Here is a 16,544-nt window from a genome sequence, read left to right on the forward strand (position 1 = left end):
ATGAGGTGAAAACGATGACAGTATATTACAAAACAGAAATTGTGGACGGTCTCGCCATTTTTTATCGGGAGGCTGGGAATCAAGAGAATCCGACCATTTTGTTGCTCCATGGGTTTCCATCTTCTTCTCACATGTACCGCAACTTAATTGCCGAGCTCTCTAATGAATACCATATCATTGCACCTGACTATCCTGGTTTCGGTAACAGTGATCAGCCTTCTATGGCCGACTTTGCCTATACCTTCGACAATTTGGCGGATGTTATGGACGCATTTGTCGAGCAGCTCCAATTGAAGAAATACAGCATTTATGTCCACGATTATGGGGCGCCAGTCGGATTCAGATTGGCTATCAAACATCCAGAACGAGTCCAAGCCATTATCTCTCAAAACGGAAATGCATACGAAGAAGGCTTGCTATCCTCGTGGGCTCCCGTACGGACTTATTGGGAAAATCCAGCTGATGATGCCTCTATCAACAATGTTTTAGGTCTGCTGAAACCTGAGTTCACAAAACAGCAGTATGTAAACGGGACACGCAACCCGGAAAAAATCAGCCCAGACAGTTGGAATTTGGACCAATATGTGCTGGAGCGACCTGGGAATAGTGAGATCCAGCTTGCCCTGCTCTATGATTATCAAAACAATTTGAAACAATATCCGAGTTGGCATGAGTATTTCCGGACCTACCAGCCTCCGACATTGGTTGCTTGGGGAAAAAATGATATGTTCTTTGGTCCGGATGGGGCGTTGGCTTACCAAAAGGACTTAAAAGATGTTGATGTTCATCTGCTCAATACGGGTCATTTTCCTTTGGAAGAGGATTTGGAAATCAGCGTAGCGTTAATTAAGCGATTTTTAGGTGAGCGAATAAAGGAATTGGAAAACGGCGTGCAATAACAGCTGAACGGTGACCCGTGGGATGGGCTCTTTGAAAAACTGGCTCTCTTGCGGGTCCGTTCAAAGATTTTTATAGATCATGAATAACACGTATACTCCAGTTGGATCAACAAATGAATAAAATTGGACTTTGCATACGAAAAATAGATGTAATCCACCAAAAGACTAATAATGGAGGAGCCATATGAAAGCGAGCGACCTTGTGGTGCAATGTCTGGAGGCTGAGGGAGTTGAGTACATTTTCGGCATCCCGGGTGAAGAGACTATTGATCTTATCGACTCCTTATCGCGGTCATCGATTCAATTTGTAGTTACGCGGCACGAACAAGGGGCAGCCTTTATGGCAGATGTGTATGGTCGACTCACGGGAAAACCCGGCGTGTGTCTCGCTACGTTGGGGCCTGGCGCGACGAACCTGATTACAGGTGTGGCTAATGCTCACTTGGACCGCTCGCCATTGATTGCCATTACTGGTCAGACAGATCGTAGCCAGCTGCACAAAGAATCACATCAAAATATAGATACGATACAATTATTCAAAGGAATTACAAAATACAATCAGCAGATTTCATCCGCGCACACAATTCCAGAGATCATCCGTAAGGCGTTTGCTCTGGCAACAACCGACAGTTTTGGCGCTGTGCATCTGCAGCTGCCTGTAGATGTTGCTCGGGATACGGTAGTCGGCTCACCACTTCCCATTGGAAGAAAAGCAAAAGTTTGTCCCGACAAGTCCTCGCTGCACACAGCCGCACAGTTAATCATGGAGGCAAAGAGACCAATCATCCTAGTAGGCAACGGTGCGGTTCGTAGTCGAGCTTGGAAAGAAATTCGACAATTAGTAGAGAAAGCGAATTTGCCATTGGTCAATACTTTTATGGCCAAAGGTTTTCTGCCTTTCGATCACCCGCTTAATTTGTTCACAGTCGGCGGAAGTTTCGATCCTGATGGTTTGCTTCCTCTGCATGAAGCAGATTTGGTAATCGCCATTGGATTTGATTTTGTTGAATTTGATTCGAAATTCTGGAACGAGGATAAATCGCGTAAAGTACTGAGTATTAATACCACCTACGCTGAAACTGATGCTCATTTTCCCGTTGAATTAGACCTTGTGGGTGATTTGCGAGAAACGATTAAGGCATTATCGAACCTGTTAAATCGGAGGCCCGAACCTGTAGACTATGAGAAGATTCGTGTACGTAGAATGAAGAAGTTGCGGGCCATCCCATCAGAACAGGATCTGCCTCACAAGGTGATGTGGACCTTAAGCAAAAAGCTGCCGAAGGAAAGCATCGTGATTTCTGATGTCGGCTTGCATAAGATTTGGGTATCATTCTGGTACCAGCCAGAACTTCCAGGGCAAACGATTATTTTCAACGGTCTTGCATCAATGGGAGCATCGCTGCCTGGCGCTTTGGCAAGCTGCTTGGTCAAGCCAAACTGTCCTGTGGTTATCATAACGGGAGACGGTGGCTTTCTAATGAATGCTCAGGAGCTCGAGACCGCAAAGCGCTTGGGTCTGAGCTTTACTATCATCATCTTTAATGACCAGCGGTATAGCTTGATAGAGAAGCACCAGTGCAATGCCAATCTAGCGGTTACACAGATTTCTTTTACCAATCCGGATTTTAACCTTTTTGCCCAAAGCTTTGGAGTTGCGTACAGACGTGTTACAAATACAGAGGAGTTTCCTCAAGCTCTTACAGAGGCAGTAGATAGTGGAGAACTGAATTTAATGGAGATCGTTATAAGGAACCCAATTAGAGAGATAAAATAACGTTATTCGCAGAAAAAAAGCCGAAAAATTAAATTTGAAATTATATATACTTGTCTGTATAGTAATGGCGAGGAGACAGAAGGATGAGGGGGGACCAAATAATGAGTGACTTCATTTTAGAACAATTAGGATTTGCTCGACGTCAAACGATTAATTATGTGAGAGAAATGAATGACCGCGATGCTGAAATCATTCCTGTTGGGTTGAAAAATAGCATAAAATGGAATTTGGGACACATATATGTCGTTCAAGAAAAATTCGCTTTTCAACTTTCTGGAAAAGAAGTTCAAATGCCCTCGAATTTCAAGACTTTATTTGACCCAGGAACTCAGCCTTCTAACTGGGATATTAAACCTCCAGCATTGTCAGAGCTGATTGAACTATTGACGGCGCAAATGCTAAGGATCGAATCGACACTTTCGAACAATTTGAAAGAAGCGGTAGAGCCTTCCTATAAATCATCTACTGGACTTTCTTTCACAACAGTTGAGCAATTACTTGGCTTTTCCCTATACCATGAGGCAATGCACTTTGCAACGATCAAAAATATTGGGAAATTAATCGCCAACCTTCGCGTTCATTAATAGAGGAGGAGAAGGCATGAGACAAAGAAAAAAAGAGCAAATACTGGATGTTGCCTCATCCTTGTTTTATAAACAAGGAATTACTGCTACGGGGGTCGATCAAGTTGTAGCAGAATCCGGAGTAGCCAAAATGACGCTGTATAACAACTTTCCTACTAAAGAGCATTTGGTGATAGCTTATCTTGAGACAAGAGATTCCCTTTGGAGAAACTGGTTCGAAACCACAGTTTATAAGAAGGAAGTTACCCCGTCGGAGCGTTTGGTTGCTCTATTTGATACATTAGAAGAGTGGTTCTTGCAACCTGACTTTCGTGGGTGTTCCTTCATAAATACGGCTGCAGAATTTAATGAACCTACTCATTCGTTTCATCAAGTATCTTTAAGACATAAATCATTATTAAAAAATTTTATCAAGAAACTTGTTCAAGAAGCTGGAGTACGGGAGGAAGAGGAACTGGCCAATGCGTTGTATCTTTTGATAGAAGGCAGCATTGTTACTGCAATGATCGAGGGAAATCACGAAGCAGTTCATCATGCTCGCAAAACGGCTCAGAAGCTCGTAAGTATCTTTCTAAAAGAAGCATCAAGTGGCGTGGAAGAGGGTATTCATTAAAAATCGGCGGACATCGATTTTTATTAATGCCATATCCATAAATGGTAGTTTTTACATTGCATTCAGGATGAAATCGACTAGAGGCCTATGCATTGTGATACTGGCCTCTAATAGTACCCATTGATAAGACCATCGCCCTTAGTGATGGTTTTTTTGCTCTGGCTTTTCATTGTTGATAAAATAAAAGAATGCAAGTAAAATGATTGAATGCTCAAACGGGCCGCGGTTCGTAAACTCCCGCGTTATCAAAACTAGGAGGAAATCATATGTTTAATTTTTGGATCGGAGTGCTTTTTGCTCTGGTGAACTTCGGGCTGTTCCTGCTCTGCTACCGACTGTTCGGCAGAATGGGACTGTACGCGTGGATCGGGATGGCTACCGTGCTAGCCAACATCCAGGTGGTCAAAACAATCGAGATGTTCGGCTTGGTCATGACGCTCGGCAATACGATTTATGCTTCTATTTATTTGGTAAGCGATCTATTGAACGAGAAGTATGGGGAAAGAGAAGCGAAAAAAGCCGTATGGTTCGGCTTCTTTACCTTAATTGCGGCAACGATCATCATGCAGCTCGTGCTGGTGTTTGAACCACAGGAAACAGATATTGCCCAAGGTTCCTTAGAGACGATTTTTGGCTTGATGCCAAGAGTGGCATTGGGTAGCTTGTGTGCGTATTTTGTCAGCCAATTTGTCGACGTGAAAATCTATTCGTGGCTGAAGAAAAAATGTCCAGGCCGTAATCAGCTCTGGATTCGCAATAATGGAAGCACGCTCTTCAGTCAATTGCTCGACTCGGTCACCTTTTGTACGATTGCCTTTTTGGGAGAATTCCCGATGGACGTATGGTGGCAAATCCTGTTGACTACCTACCTGATCAAGTTTGTCGTATCGGCAGCTTCGACGCCGGTTCTTTATATCGCACGCAGTATGAAAGTGGACGAAAGCTAATTGACAAAAACAAAGAAAAACCGCCAAGGACGATGGACCTTGGCGGTTTTTGTTTTTACAAGTTTAGAAGGATTATACAAACTTTACATCAAATTTACATAAGGTTCAGGTTATACGTTTACCATTTCATAGTAGATACTTCCGAATGATGTGAGGAGGAATGATGCAAGAATGTTGAAAAAAAGAGGAAATGCTTCCAAATGGCCGAAGCTGGCGCTAATGGCCGCGGTCATGATGGGAACTGTTTTACCGACCGGGTGGATGCCACAGGCAAAAGCCGCGCGGGCTGATCATGTGGTGATCAGTGAGGTGTATGGGGGTGGGGGAAATTCTGGCGCCCATTACAAGAACGATTTCATTGAGCTGTACAACCCGACAGACACGGCTGTTTCACTTGTAGGGTGGTCTGTTCAGTATGCTGCTGCTACTGGACCCAGCTGGAACAAGACCGATTTGACAGGAAGCATAGCTCCCTATGGTTTTTATTTGATTCAGCAAGCAGCAGGAACGGGCGGTGTAGCAGACCTCCCTGCTCCTGAGGTTACGGGAACGCTTGCAATGGCTGGAGCACAAGGAAAGGTCGCATTGGTTAGCCATGCTACGCCTTTAACCGGGGCGGGTGTATCCTCTCAACCAGGTGTTGTAGATATGGTCGGATACGGAGGAGCAAATGCATATGAGGGCAACTCTCCTGCACCAGCTACTTCAAACTCGACCAGCGCCCAACGCATAAGTGACGCCAGCGGTATCGTACCGAACGGAGGAAATGGCTGGGATACCAATAACAACGGCAACGATTTTATCACAGGAGCACCTACCCCGAAAAACGCACAAAGCCCAGTAGAACCACCGCTACCAACAGATGCGACCGAAAAGCTGAACGCTACAGAACTTATTTTTGATCATACTGATCCTATCCAAGCAACAATTCGCGGCTATGTCGGTCAAGGGCGGACTATTAAGGTTTATGCGAGTCAGCCTACAGGAACAGGTAGCGACACTCCTTTGGCACAACAAGATTCGGATGCTTCCGGGTTAATCGAGCTGACTTTTACCAATCCCGATCCAAATGCGCAGGGAGTCTATCTGACTGCAACGGAAGGGAGTAAGAAAGAGAGCACGAGCATCGAGCTGAGGCCAGCGGTAGCCAGCACAGCTTTGATCCAGGGAAAAGTCAGCCTGCAAGCCGTGAATGGTGTGGGCGAGCTGCGAGGAGAAGCTGGAGCGGCAGCAGGGAATGCGATACTGCGCGCATACGATCCGCAAAAACAACCGCTTTTGCTTAGTAATAAAGAAACAGGAATCGCACAGGCAAACGGGTCATTTTCCTTTACGATTCCAAACATCGATCAGCTGGATCATATTCTCGTAACGCAGCAAACAGCTGGGGAATATGGCAAGTCGTTTGAGAGTCAGGAAGTCAACATCACCAAGTCAGCCTTGGGTTCGACGACGATTGCTGAAGCAAGAAACACCCCTGTAGGAACGAACGTGATTGTCGTCGGAACGGTGACGGCGATGTTTGAGGCGGGCGGACAAAACAACGTCTATTTCCAAGACGATACGGCGGGACTCGTCCTTCGTGCGCCAGGATTGACTGGCAAAATTGAAGTAGGAGACAAGATTCGCGCTACCGGAAAAATGAATGACTATAATGGGCTGGCACAGCTCGAAGCAGCTACTAGCAACGTGGAAATCGTGCAGAAGCAGGCGGGCGTGCCTAACCCACAACTGGTGATTTCTACTGATTTTGCGGCTGCTACAGGAGAGGCTTTGGAAGGTAAGCTGGTGACGGTAAAAGTAGTCACCGTCAAATCAGTAACGAGCGGCAATTATACGCTGGAGGATCAGCACGGCAAGTTTGTGTCTCGTCCTGCTGCCACTCTTCCGCTTCCAGTGAACAAGAGCTATGCCGCTATTACAGGCGTGGTCAACTACGATCGCAATGAATACAAGCTGGTCCCGCGCACTGCCGCTGATCTCGTAGAGGACGAGAATAAAGTCCCTATGGTTACAGCGAGTCCAGCAGGTTCTATGGTGACACAGGGAACAAAAGTCACGCTTTCAACGACGATGGCTGACGCCACGATCTTCTATACGATTGATGGTTCAACGCCGAGCAGGGATAGCCAGAAGTATACGGGTTCGATCCAGATTGATGCGGATACGACCGTTTCAGCCATAGCCGTCAAGGATGGTTACACAGACAGCAATGTAGCGACCTTCCGCTACATGATTCAAAAAGAAAACATTCGCATTCATGACATTCAAGGAACGTCGCACCGATCATCGATGGCCGATGGAACAGTGAATAATGTTCCGGGAATCGTAACGGCTATCGTCAGAAGCGGCAGCAATGTACAAGGCTTTTATATGCAAGACCCGCAGCCGGACGCAGATCCATTTACCTCGGAAGGCATTTATGTTTATGAGCCAAAAGCAGCGGTCAGCCCGGGCGATGAAGTAACCGTTAGCGGAACCGTCAAGGAATACGTGCCATCGAACAGAGCGGGTACAGACCTCACGCAGACGCAAATTGATGCGACCAACGTTGTGATCGGCGCTAGAAAGGCACTCCCAGACCCACTCATCCTGGGCAAGGACAACTATGAATATCCGAAAGGAATCATCGACAACGACAGTCTCGGCAAATTCGATCCAGACCAAGACGGGATAGACTTCTGGGAAAGTCTCGAAGGCATGCTGGTGCAGATTGACAATCCAATCGTAGTTGGCGAAACCAAGACATTTACCAATCCACGTGCAACGGAATTTGTCGTCATCGATGATCAAGCCCATCCGAGTCAGCCACGTACACCAGCCGGTGGGGTGGTGCTAGCGGCAAATGATTTTCACCCTGAGCGTATCACGGTATCGGACAAACTCGAATCGATTGCCGGAGAGGTAAAAGTCGGCGACAAATTTGACGGCCCACTGTTAGGCATCATTGACTACAGCTTTGCGAATTACAAGCTGTTCCATACAAAACCATTTACGGTACAGGCAAGCCATTACGAGCAGCCAGTGACGAGTATTTCCCCAAAGGAAGACAAGCTGACAGTCGCTTCGTACAACATCGAGAATTTTTCGGCTAATACCGATTCTGCCAAAATCAATCGCATCGCCGAGACGATTGTGGACAACATGAAGGGGCCGGATATCATCGGTGTGGTGGAAATGCAGGACAATAATGGGCCAACGGACAATGGGCAAACAGATGCTACACAGTCTGCGGACGCATTGATCAAAGCAATTGAAAGCAAAAACGGCCCGACTTACCGATACACCGATATTGCGCCACAGAACAATCAAGATGGTGGACAGCCAGGAGGAAACATCCGTGTCGGTTTCTTCTACAATCCAGAACGGGTACAGCTGGCAGAAGGAACGCCAGGAAGTGCGACAGATGCGGTGCAAATCGAGAAAAGAGATGGCGTGGCGCATCTTTCTCTCAATCCAGGGCGGGTAGATCCGACCAACGATGCGTTTGCTTCGAGCCGTAAGCCACTGGCTGCGGAATTCGTTTTCCAAGGTGAGCCTGTCATTGTCATTGCCAACCATTTTAACTCCAAGGGTGGAGATCAAGCGCTGTTTGGAAAAGATCAGCCGCCACAGCTGGTGAGTGAAGTACAACGCATGAAAATTGCCCGTGTGTTAAACAACTTTGTAAAAGAAATCCATGCGGCTGAAGCGAAAGCAAATGTTGTGGTGCTGGGTGATCTCAACGATTTCCCGTTTTCGAATCCAGTGCAGGAATTGGCAGATGGCGTTTTGACCAATATGGTGGAGACACTGCCAAAGGGTGAGCAGTATACGTACGTGTACCAAGGGAACTCCCAAGTCTTGGATCAAATTTTGGTTAGCAACCATTTGGAGGACGACACGAAGGTTGATATCGTTCACATCAACGCTGGCTTGACTGAGAGAGAGGGACGTGTGAGTGATCATAATCCTGTCCTTGTACAGCTGGACTTGAAGGATCATGGCACGCCGGAAAGAACAGCACAAGAAGTGGCAGAAAGCATCACGCAGCTCACACAGCCAGCAGCGGGTGAGACGCGCTTGAAGCTGCCAGAAGTACCTTCAGGCTTTACCATCGCGATCAAGTCGTCTAGTGATCCAGCGATTATTGCGCAGGACGGCAAAATTACGCCGCCAAATCGCCAGACGAATGTAGACCTGATTTTGGAGGTCACACGAACATCCGACCAATCGACAGCAGTGACGAAAGCATTGACCGTGCTGGTTCCAGCTAAGCCGGACTCACCACCGCCAGTTACACCGCCGGACAGAACACCGACACCGGACTCGCAGCGAGATTTGAATAAGCAAGCAGCTCAGGTCATCTCCGCAAGTAACGAGGAGAACGCCATTTTAGGACAGGTGGATCAAGTACTCAGCCATCTGGAAAAACTTCTAGATGCCCAGCAGTGGACGCCGACTGAGAAATGGGAGACAGTCACTGATACGATCGCGACTGTACTCGAGGCAGTGGCTGAGCAGGCCGAGCGAGGAACCATCAGTGAAGAGGCACTCCAAGATGTGACCAAGAGCTTTTTGGACAAAGCATTTGACCCGCTTACAGAAGAGGGCATCGAGGATGAAGAGATTGCCCGTCTGGCACTTGCCTCCTTGACGAGCTTGGCGAAAACAGCGCTGGAGCCGCTCGATGAAAAGGATATTTCCAAAGAGGTAGCCAAGCATGTCCGTACACTGGCGGAAAAGCTTTTGAAAAAGCTTGGTACTGTCGTCATTGAAGATGGGGATGAGATCAAGGCAGATGACGAACAAGTAGATGAACTTCTGGACATACTCGGGGAATTCATGAAAGCAATCGAGTCCGTGAAAGAAAAAATCGGATTTGCTCCGGTGTTGTTCATTCAGGTGGAAGAAAGCGATGACGATGCGAACGACACGCGTTCTCGCAAGGAAGAATCTGATCCGACGGTGACGCTGGAACAGCAGCTGGTTGAACAATTGAAGAAAAAAGAGGTAGGCATCCGTGTAACTTTGGACAGCGAAGCGTGGGTAGAGGTGCCGGGTGCATACTTTGCTGCTGAGCGTGCACGAGAGTTTGCCCTCTCCCTGACAAAAGCAAATGAAAACGGCTGGAAGGGCGTGCCGAACCCGGGTGAAGCTTATCAATTGCAAGCGTGGAGCAAGGGTAAAAAGCTGACAAGCCTCGGAAAAACAGGCTATACACTCGGGCTACCTATCGCTGAAGATGCAAGCGAAAAGCTCCAAGCCTACTCGTACCGGAGTAATATGTGGAGGCCAGCTATAGGACTGAAAGGAAAACCAGTCAAAGTGGTAAAAGAAGGCGATGTAGGGATCTTTACAGTAGTGACGGCTTCCTCTTATGTAGTTGGTGAGACTGCCCTGAAAAGAATCGAGATCAAACCGAAGTCTCTCAAACTAGCACAGGGTGAGGAAGCACAGCTCGAAGTTACAGCTATTCTCGGGAACGATGCAGAAGAAGACGTTACGGATGCAAAAGGAATCGAGTTCAAATCGAGCAAGCCCGATCAGGTAGAGGTGGATGAAACAGGTCGGATTCTCGTTTTGGAGGATGCCAAACCAAAGACGAGAGTAACCATCACGATCAGCTATGCTGGCAAGACAGCCAATGTAACCGTTACGGTTAAGTAGCAAGAGAAAAAAACGGGTTGGGAGATAGCTTCCCAGCCCGTTTTTTGTTGTGGAAATGGATTAGATACGTGCCATCCCCATCACTTTTTCAACTTTGTACAGCATCTCGTTCGCGACCTTATTCGCTTTGTCTGCCCCGGCAGTCAGGATATCATCCAGCTCAGAGGAGTGGAACAGCTGCTCGAAGCGTTCTTGAATCGGACGCAATGTTTCTACGACAACTTCTGCCAGCTCGGTTTTGAATGCGCCGTAACCCTTACCCTCGTACATCGCTTCGATCTCATCCAGAGTTTTTCCGGAGCAGAGGGAGTAGATGGTCATGAGGTTAGAGACAGCAGGCTTTTCTGCTTTGTCATAACGCACAACGCTGTCGGAATCCGTTTGCGCGCGCTTGATTTTTTTCGTGATGGTGTCTGCATCATCCAGCATGGAGATGAAGGCGCCTTGGTTTGGATCGGATTTACTCATTTTCTTGGTGCCTTCAGCAAGGGACATGATGCGTGCGCCAGTCTCCGGCAGGCGAACTTCTGGAATGGTGAAAATGTCACCATAACGGTTGTTAAAACGAGCGGCTAAATCACGAGTCAGCTCCAGATGCTGCTTCTGATCCTCGCCCACAGGGACGAAATCAGTGCCGTACAGCAAAATATCAGCAGCCATCAATGGAGGATAAGCCAGCAGACCGCCTGGAATGGATTCGCCGCGTCCATCGGATTTGTCCTTGAATTGGGTCATGCGCTCCAATTCCCCCAAGTAAGAGGTACACAGCATGATCCAGCCGAGCTTGGCATGAGCCGGTACTTCCGATTGGACGAACAGCGTCATTTTGTTCGGATCGAGGCCAACGGACAAATAGAGAGCCGCGAGACGACGGATGTTTTCGCGCAGGACAGCAGGCTCCTGTGGAACGGTGATCGCATGCTGGTCTACGATGCAGTAAAAGCAGTTGAACTGATCTTGAAGCGGAACGAAGTGCTTCATTGCGCCCAAGTAGTTGCCGAGTGTCATAATGCCGCTCGGTTGAATGCCGGAAAAGATGGTTTTCATGGGAAAGTTGCTCCTTTCAATGTTAGATGCGAGTTTAGAAAGTTGAGTTCAAAAAGTCGACTTTTCGATGCCGCATAAGCTTTCAGGACTACTTCGTGATCAAAAGTCGATTTTTTGAATGTCCGCTTTAGAATACAAAAAGGTCCATCCGCCCTGGACAGGGACGAATGAACCGTGGTGCCACCCTTGTTATTTCACGTACGGAATCATCCATACGCAAAATCTCTTTGATCCGTACCGTTTCTGTGTCAGACAGCTTGATACGGTGTCCATTGTAACGTACGGACGTAACGCCAAAGCCTACTGCCGCCATGAGAGCGGGTTCGGTTTGGAGCTCGGAAGCCCATTCATCATTTCCTTAACACTGATTCGCACCAACCATCAGCTCTCTGAAGTCTCGAGAAATGACTACTCTTCTTCCTCATTGCCATCAAATGATACCCTTTGAGCAAACATTTTACATAGAGTGGAATAAAAAAGCAAGTGGGTATTGACAAGGAAATCCAAAAGATGTAAAAGTAACTCAAGAGTTATATAACTTTCGAGTTACTTTTGGAGTGAGAAAATGACCAATGACAAATTGTCTAAAGGGGAGCAGAGTCGCGGTCGGTTACTTGCGGCGGCAGCTTCTGAGTTCGCGGCAAAAGGCTTTCATCGTACACGGGTGAGCGACATCGTGAAAGCAGCAGGCCTGACACAGGCGTCGTTTTACCAGTATTTCGACAGCAAGGAAGGCTTGTATCAGCAGTTGACGGACACATTTGCCACCAAGCTATGGGAATTGGCGGACAGCGGTCAGAAGGTAACGGTCTTGACGAAGGCAGATGTCTTCGGTCAAGTACGGGAGAATCTGCTCACCTTGTTCCGATTTTTTCAGGAGCAGCCTGAATTGACCCGGATCGTACTGTATCAGGCGGAAGAGGGCGAAGAGCTGCATCGTAAGCTGGCTTCAATTGTTGCTGTCAACCTGCGAAAAAATCAGAGTGCTGGGCACGTCCGTGTCGAGTTGTCTGTGGAGGTGGCGGCAGAGGCAATGATCGCAGTCGTAGACCGTATGACGACGCGGTATTTGCTGACGGGCGAGAAAACAGCGGAGCAGCTTGCGGACGACGCAGTATCTTTTTTGGCATATGGAATTTTGCAGGCAAACGAATAGGAAGAGGGTGCTTGTATGCTGGAGCTGTCCCATCTGATTTGGCTGTTTTTAGTCGTTTTCATGGTTCATGATTTCGAGGAGATCGTGATGGTAGAAGGTTGGGTGCGAGCAAAAAAAGACCTCATTAGACAGACAATGCCAGAACGGCTAATGAAGATGATGGAGCCTTCGCTTTCGATGAGTACAGCGCAATTTGCGGTCGCAGTCTCTTGTATTTTCGCCGTTTTATCGGTAGCGGTGATCCTGACTGTCACGACGCTTTCGACTGGAACGTACCTCCCGTTTTTTCTAGTTTGTCTGCATGTGATGTTTCTCCATGTTTTCATGCATGTTGGTCATACCGTTGTTCTTCGCACGTACACACCTGGTGTGGTGACGGCTGTGGCATTCGTTTTGCCATATAGTTTGTATACGTATGATCGATTGCTTGAGGCTGGGCTTGCGACGTGGCCGTTGATATGGAGCACGTTGCCGTACAGCTTGCTGATCATCCCTGTTTTATACGCGGCACACCGGATTGGGGAGGCAGCAGGTAAAGTGATCCCCCGATGAGAAAAAGAAAGGGAGTATGTTATCCTAGTAGTGGTTGTTCAAAAAGTTGTTTATTGATCACAGAAGCAGTCCACAAGTAGGAAGAGATTGGTGTGAAAGAGGGAATTTTGTTGAAGCTGCGACTAGGCGTAATAGGCGCGGATGATTCACTTGCCATCATCGAATCAGTCATGCGAGAGTTTCCCGAAATTGAATACTTGCCGATTGTCTATTGGAAAGAAGAAGAAATCCTCGGTCTGATCTTGCCGCATGTGGATGAGGTGGATATGTGGCTTTTCTCCGGACAGGTCCCTTATGCCATGGTGAGCGAGTCAGGCAAGGTCCAAGTGCCGATGGCTTATGTGCCTCATCTCGGTGCGAGCTTGTACAGAACCTTGCTTCATCTGTCCCATCAATTGGGAATTCGGGTGGATGAAGTGAGCTTTGATACATTTTCACCAGAAGAACTGGAGCATTTTATGGACGAAGCGGGTATCGATGGTGGTTACAAATGGCTCAAGCATTATGAGGGAGCAATCTCAGCGGATGAACTGGCCGATTACCACGAACAGCTTTGGAGAGCAGGCAAGACTAAGGTGGCTGTCACCTGCTTGCGGACAGCAGATGTAGAGCTGGCACGGAGAGGTGTCCCTGTACATCGGGTCGTGCCGACACGTGCAGGCGTGATTTCGGTTATTCACATGCTTTTGCGTACGCACGAAATGCTTCACTTCAAAGATACCCAAATTGCCGTGCAGATGATGGAGATCGATCCATTTCGTGAGCTTGCCGGTGGCAACTTTTCCACAGATGAATGGCAAAATGCCGAGATCAAGACGATGGAAAAGCTGTTGCGATACGCGAAGTATTTGCAAGGCTCACTGAAGACAGCAGGTCCCGGACGATACGTCATTTATACAACGCGGGGTAACCTGCAAGAAGTGACTCGTGACTATGCGACCATGCCGGATTTGGAAGAGCTGTTTGGCATTCGTGCTGATCTGGTGACGTGCGGAATCGGGATCGGCAAGACTGCTTATGAAGCAGAAATCCACGGGGGCGCGGCTTTGTTGCACGCCAAAGAGCGCGGGACAGGCAACTGGATGGTCTTCTTTGATGACAAAAGTGTCGTAGGACCGCTTGGCCGTGCTGAACAGATCACCTATCGGTACGACTCAGAAAAGCTGCAAGAGCTCAGCCAGCTTACCTCTCTCAGTGTCATGACGCTCGCCAAGCTCTACTCCATACTCAAAAAGCGAGGCTCTCAGGAAATTCATGCGACAGAATTAGCCTCGTATCTACAAATTTTGCCACGAAGCGCCAGACGCATCCTGATTGAACTGGAGTCAAAGGGACTCGCGCAGGTGATCAGGGAAGAAAACCCGCACCCGCGGGGCAGACCGCGCAAGGTGTATCGGATCGTATGGCAAGCGCAATTGTAATAAATTTACCAATTAATCATTTCTTTCGGGAAATGATTTTTTTGTCGTTAAAAAATTGTTCTCAAATTCACATTTATGACAAATAATAAGAGATGTAAACAACTATGAACTTACATAAAAAACAATATTTTCCAAGGAGGAGTTAACAAGTATGAAAAAATCGGTTTTTGCAGTAACACTCAGCTTCGCAATAGGTAGTTCTACCTTCCTGCCGCTAGCTGCGCAGGCCGAATCCGAAAGCATCGTCTATAGCGCTGAGTGGGATACCCCCGAATTTATTGGAGAAGAGTTCGAGGCAGAAGATCTGGATGGCGAAGACAAAGTTTGGGGATTCCTGGAGCAACATCAAGATTCCTTCCGCATTGACGGAGAAGTGAGAGATCACTTTAAAGTGCTTGATGAAGTGACAGACAGAGAGACAGACATGACTCACTACCGCGTACAAGAAATGTACGAAGGCATCCCGGTCTATGGTTATCAGCAGACGATTCACGTAAACGAGGATGGAAATGTAACGGCATTCCTCGGTAACTACGCGCCTGACCTGTCAAACAATGATAAGCTGACGGAAAAACCAAAACTCAAAGCAGATAAAGCGGTTAAAGAGGCCATCAAGGATTTGGAGGATGAGATTGACAAAGAAGTGAAGAAGTTCGAGGTGAAGCCAAAAGGGAACCTCTATATCTACATCCACGAAGATGAATCGTATTTGGCTTATGAAGTGGAGCTGAATTTCCTCGATCCGCAGCCAGGGCGTTGGAAGTATTTCATCGATGCAAACACTGGTGACGTGATTAACAAATACAATATGCTCCATGAGGTTACAGGAACGGGTACGGGGGTACTTGGTGACTCTAAGTCCTTCGAAGTAACGAAAGTAAGCAATACAAACTACACGGCGAAAGATACGACTCGCGGTAAGGGAATTGAGACGTACAATGCACGGAACAGATACACCCTCCCAGGCACGCTTGGCTCTGATACCGATAACAAATGGACAGATGGAGCACTTGTAGACGCGCATGCCTATGCACAGAAAACCTACGATTACTACAAAAACGCACATAACCGCAACAGCTATGACAACAACGGTGCGAAATTGATTTCTACTGTCCATTACGGTAGCAACTACAACAACGCATTCTGGAACGGCGTGCAAATGGTATACGGGGATGGAGATGGCAGCGTATTCCGCCCATTGTCTGCTGGCTTGGATGTCGTCGCACATGAATTGACACATGCCGTTACAGAAAAAACAGCTAATCTGATCTATCAAAATGAGTCCGGTGCGTTAAATGAATCCATCTCTGACATCTTCGGGGCAATGATTGACAACGATGATTGGCTCATGGGTGAAGATGTATACACACCTGGAACGCCTGGCGACGCACTGCGCTCTCTCGAAGATCCAACAGTTGCTGGTGATCCTGACCACTACAGCGATCGCTACACAGGTCCAAATGACAACGGAGGCGTACACACTAACAGCGGTATCAATAACAAAGCAGCATATCTCCTCGCAGAGGGTGGTTCACACCACGGTGTAACGGTCACAGGCATTGGTCGCAATGACACAGCAAAAATCTACTACTACGCCCTAACAAACTACCTCAATCCAAACTCTAATTTCTCCGCTATGCGACAAGCAGCTATTCAATCCGCAACAGTTCTTTTCGGTGCTAATTCCCAACAAGTAGAATCAGTAAAAGATGCGTATGATGCAATTGGAGTGCAATAATCAAATAAAGTATTTTGTTACACGAAATATTTGTCATACTATTTGAAAAATTGCTTTGCTCCTATTGTGGGGCAAGGCAGTTTTTTGTATGTTGAGACAGCAGTGCATCTAAAGCAGAGAAATTTAATTGTAATAAATTTACAAAAAATAGTTTTCAAATT

The 16,544-nt window shown here is 47.3% G+C and carries 11 protein-coding genes and 1 other annotated feature; of the genes, 10 read left to right on the forward strand and 1 reads right to left on the reverse strand.

The genetic code is table 11. From position 1 onward, the window contains the following. Positions 1–14 precede the first annotated feature (14 nt). From HPY27_RS15750 to HPY27_RS15775, 6 genes are all read left to right on the forward strand, one after another. Positions 15–899: an alpha/beta fold hydrolase gene (locus HPY27_RS15750; RefSeq protein ID WP_174225401.1), complete on the forward strand. Its 885-nt coding sequence runs from the start codon at positions 15–17 to the stop codon at positions 897–899. Positions 900–1,083: 184 nt separating this feature from the next. Then, the gene (locus HPY27_RS15755; protein ID WP_174225402.1) at positions 1,084–2,676 is read left to right on the forward strand and encodes an acetolactate synthase large subunit; all 1,593 of its coding nucleotides are present in this window, start codon (positions 1,084–1,086) and stop codon (positions 2,674–2,676) included. 101 nt (positions 2,677–2,777) lie between these two features. Continuing rightward, positions 2,778–3,260: a DinB family protein gene (locus HPY27_RS15760; RefSeq protein WP_017247336.1), complete on the forward strand. Its 483-nt coding sequence runs from the start codon at positions 2,778–2,780 to the stop codon at positions 3,258–3,260. Between the two features lie 16 nt (positions 3,261–3,276). Next, positions 3,277–3,873 (forward strand): TetR/AcrR family transcriptional regulator, encoded by a 597-nt coding sequence (locus tag HPY27_RS15765; protein WP_017247335.1) that lies wholly within the window; start codon positions 3,277–3,279, stop codon positions 3,871–3,873. Between the two features lie 266 nt (positions 3,874–4,139). Continuing rightward, the gene (locus tag HPY27_RS15770; protein ID WP_017247334.1) at positions 4,140–4,820 is read left to right on the forward strand and encodes a queuosine precursor transporter; all 681 of its coding nucleotides are present in this window, start codon (positions 4,140–4,142) and stop codon (positions 4,818–4,820) included. Positions 4,821–4,991: 171 nt separating this feature from the next. Further along, on the forward strand, positions 4,992–10,469 hold the full coding sequence (locus HPY27_RS15775) for a chitobiase/beta-hexosaminidase C-terminal domain-containing protein (protein WP_174225403.1): 5,478 nt from the start codon (positions 4,992–4,994) through the stop codon (positions 10,467–10,469). Between the two features lie 60 nt (positions 10,470–10,529). Here HPY27_RS15775 and trpS read toward each other — a convergent pair whose 3' ends face one another. After that, the gene (gene trpS / locus HPY27_RS15780; protein WP_017247332.1) at positions 10,530–11,516 is read right to left on the reverse strand and encodes a tryptophan--tRNA ligase; all 987 of its coding nucleotides are present in this window, start codon (positions 11,514–11,516) and stop codon (positions 10,530–10,532) included. A gap of 156 nt (positions 11,517–11,672) precedes the next feature. After that, positions 11,673–11,950: a binding site (T-box leader), on the reverse strand. Positions 11,951–12,081: 131 nt separating this feature from the next. Here trpS and HPY27_RS15785 point away from each other — a divergent pair. The 4 genes from HPY27_RS15785 to HPY27_RS15800 all read left to right on the forward strand — a co-directional run bounded on the left by HPY27_RS15785 (position 12,082) and on the right by HPY27_RS15800 (position 16,383). Beyond that, complete coding sequence (locus HPY27_RS15785) at positions 12,082–12,672, forward strand: TetR/AcrR family transcriptional regulator (protein WP_174225404.1); 591 nt, start codon at positions 12,082–12,084, stop codon at positions 12,670–12,672. A gap of 15 nt (positions 12,673–12,687) precedes the next feature. Next, positions 12,688–13,224, forward strand: coding sequence for an HXXEE domain-containing protein (locus HPY27_RS15790; protein ID WP_174225405.1), 537 nt, complete (start codon positions 12,688–12,690; stop codon positions 13,222–13,224). A 92-nt stretch (positions 13,225–13,316) separates the two neighbouring features. Continuing rightward, a complete protein-coding gene (locus HPY27_RS15795; protein WP_371814330.1) occupies positions 13,317–14,645 on the forward strand; it encodes a helix-turn-helix domain-containing protein in 1,329 nt (442 codons plus the stop codon). A 151-nt stretch (positions 14,646–14,796) separates the two neighbouring features. Beyond that, a complete protein-coding gene (locus tag HPY27_RS15800) occupies positions 14,797–16,383 on the forward strand; it encodes a M4 family metallopeptidase (RefSeq protein WP_174225406.1) in 1,587 nt (528 codons plus the stop codon). The last annotated feature ends 161 nt before the right edge of the window (positions 16,384–16,544 follow it).

It is taken from the genome of Brevibacillus sp. HB1.1 (genome assembly GCF_013332445.1).
Lineage (GTDB): Bacteria > Bacillota > Bacilli > Brevibacillales > Brevibacillaceae > Brevibacillus > Brevibacillus porteri.

Coding starts and splice junctions, on each gene's coding strand:
- HPY27_RS15800 (WP_174225406.1), top strand. CDS start 14,797: ATGAAAAAATCGGTTTTTGCAGTAACACTCAGCTTCGCAATAGGTAGT.
- HPY27_RS15790 (WP_174225405.1), top strand. CDS start 12,688: ATGCTGGAGCTGTCCCATCTGATTTGGCTGTTTTTAGTCGTTTTCATG.
- HPY27_RS15765 (WP_017247335.1), top strand. CDS start 3,277: ATGAGACAAAGAAAAAAAGAGCAAATACTGGATGTTGCCTCATCCTTG.
- HPY27_RS15755 (WP_174225402.1), top strand. CDS start 1,084: ATGAAAGCGAGCGACCTTGTGGTGCAATGTCTGGAGGCTGAGGGAGTT.
- HPY27_RS15750 (WP_174225401.1), top strand. CDS start 15: ATGACAGTATATTACAAAACAGAAATTGTGGACGGTCTCGCCATTTTT.
- HPY27_RS15775 (WP_174225403.1), top strand. CDS start 4,992: ATGTTGAAAAAAAGAGGAAATGCTTCCAAATGGCCGAAGCTGGCGCTA.
- HPY27_RS15770 (WP_017247334.1), top strand. CDS start 4,140: ATGTTTAATTTTTGGATCGGAGTGCTTTTTGCTCTGGTGAACTTCGGG.
- HPY27_RS15760 (WP_017247336.1), top strand. CDS start 2,778: ATGAGTGACTTCATTTTAGAACAATTAGGATTTGCTCGACGTCAAACG.
- HPY27_RS15785 (WP_174225404.1), top strand. CDS start 12,082: ATGACCAATGACAAATTGTCTAAAGGGGAGCAGAGTCGCGGTCGGTTA.
- trpS (WP_017247332.1), bottom strand. CDS start 11,516: ATGAAAACCATCTTTTCCGGCATTCAACCGAGCGGCATTATGACACTC.